Origin of the sequence: Dolichospermum sp. FACHB-1091, assembly GCF_014697585.1 — a bacterium.
In the GTDB taxonomy this organism is placed as follows: Bacteria; Cyanobacteriota; Cyanobacteriia; order Cyanobacteriales; family Nostocaceae; genus Dolichospermum.
This window is the reverse complement of the sequence record NZ_JACJSB010000059.1, coordinates 1-2,168: the sequence shown is the minus strand read 5'-3', so window position 1 is coordinate 2,168 and position 2,168 is coordinate 1. Positions and strand designations below refer to the sequence as shown.

Here is a 2,168-nt window from a genome sequence, read left to right as displayed (position 1 = left end):
GGAAAAAAGACAGCACCTAACAATCATCGTTAGACTGCTGGGTGAAATTCCAGCCAGAACCTTGAAAACTGCATAAGAGAAAGAGAAAAAGCAGGCAGACACAGACATTTAAATGGATGTGAAAGCAAAAGAAATTGTGGTCAAGCTAATAAGGGCTAATGGTGGATACCTAGGCACACAGAGGCGAAGAAGGACGTGGTTACCGACGAAATGTTCCGGGGAGTTGGAAGCAAACTGAGAGCCGGAAATATCCGAATGGGGCAACCCTAAATACTACCTGTTGAATATATAGACAGGAAAGAGCCAACCCAGCGAACTGAAACATCTTAGTAGCTGGAGGAAGAGAAATCAAAACAGAGATTCCCTAAGTAGTGGTGAGCGAAAGGGGAAGAGCCTAAACCAAAGGATTTATCCTTTGGGGTAGTGGGACAGCGATATCGAATCACTTAGACTAGACGAAACAGCTAAATACTGTACCAGAGGGGGTGAAAGTCCCGTAGTTGAAAGTCAAAGGATAGTAGCTGAATCCCGAGTAGTACGGAGCACGAGGAATTCCGTATGAATCAGCGAGGACCACCTCGTAAGGCTAAATACTACTGTGTGACCGATAGAGAACAAGTACCGCGAGGGAAAGGTGAAAAGAACCCCGGGAGGGGAGTGAAATAGAACATGAAACCATAGGCTTACAAGCAGTGGGAGTCCGATTAAACGGATGACCGCGTGCCTGTTGAAGAATGAGCCGGCGACTTATAGGCACTGGTAGGTTAAAGCGAGAATGCTGGAGCCAAAGGGAAACCGAGTCTGAAGAGGGCGAAAATCAGTGTTTATAGACCCGAACCCTGGTGATCTAACCATGTCCAGGATGAAGCTTGGGTAACACCAAGTGGAGGTCCGAACCGACTGATGTTGAAAAATCAGCGGATGAGGTGTGGTTAGGGGTGAAATACCAATCGAACCAGGAGCTAGCTGGTTCTCCCCGAAATGTGTTGAGGCGCAGCGGTAATGATTAAATTTGGGGGGTAAAGCACTGTTTCGGTGCGGGCTGGGAGACCGGTACCAAATCGAGACAAACTCAGAATACCCAGAGAACACATTGCCAGTGAGACAGTGGGGGATAAGCTTCATTGTCAAGAGGGAAACAGCCCAGACCACCAGCTAAGGTCCCCAAATCATCACTAAGTGATAAAGGAGGTGAGAATGCCTAGACAACTAGGAGGTTTGCCTAGAAGCAGCCACCCTTGAAAGAGTGCGTAATAGCTCACTAGTCAAGCGTTCTCGCGCCGAAAATGAACGGGGCTAAGTGATGTACCGAAGCTGTGGGATTACTAAAAATAATCGGTAGGGGAGCGTTCCGTAGTAGGGAGAAGCAGTAGCGGCGAGCAGCTGTGGACGAAACGGAAGTGAGAATGTCGGCTTGAGTAGCGCAAATGTATGTGAGAATCATACACCCCGAAACCCTAAGGGTTCCAGAGCCAGGTTCGTCCACTCTGGGTTAGTCGGGACCTAAGGCGAGGCCGAAAGGCGTAGTCGATGGACAAAGTGTCAATAGTCACTTACTGTTCTGTGGGAGCATAGACAGGGACGCATGAAAGATAGCCATACCCTAATTGGTTTGGGAGGGGTTTACGAACTCCGAGTGGTGAAGGAAAGTGCCAAGAAAAGCTGTGTATGTGATGAAGATAGAACACCCGTACCCGAAACCGACACAGGTAGGGAGGTTGAGAATACCAAGGGGCGCGAGATAACTCTCTCTAAGGAACTCGGCAAAATGGCCCCGTAACTTCGGAAGAAGGGGTGCCCACTGTATAAGTGGGTCGCAGTGAAGAGATCCAAGCGACTGTTTACCAAAAACACAGGTCTCCGCTAACTCGCAAGAGGACGTATGGGGGCTGACGCCTGCCCAGTGCCGGAAGGTTAAGGAAGCTGGTCAGCGAAAGTAAAGCTGGCGACCGAAGCCCCGGTGAACGGCGGCCGTAACTATAACGGTCCTAAGGTAGCGAAATTCCTTGTCGGGTAAGTTCCGACCCGCACGAAAGGCGTAACGATTTGGATGGTGTCTCAGAGAGAGACTCGGCGAAATAGGAATGTCTGTGAAGATACGGACTGCCTGCACCTGGACAGAAAGACCCTATGAAGCTTTACTGTAGCCTGGAATTGTGTTCGGGCTT

Annotated in this window: 1 rRNA gene; it reads left to right on the top strand. The window is 49.5% G+C overall.

The annotated features are described in order from the left end of the window. Positions 1-138: 138 nt before the first annotated feature. A 23S ribosomal RNA gene (locus H6G25_RS20775) occupies positions 139-2,168 on the top strand; the annotation flags it as partial.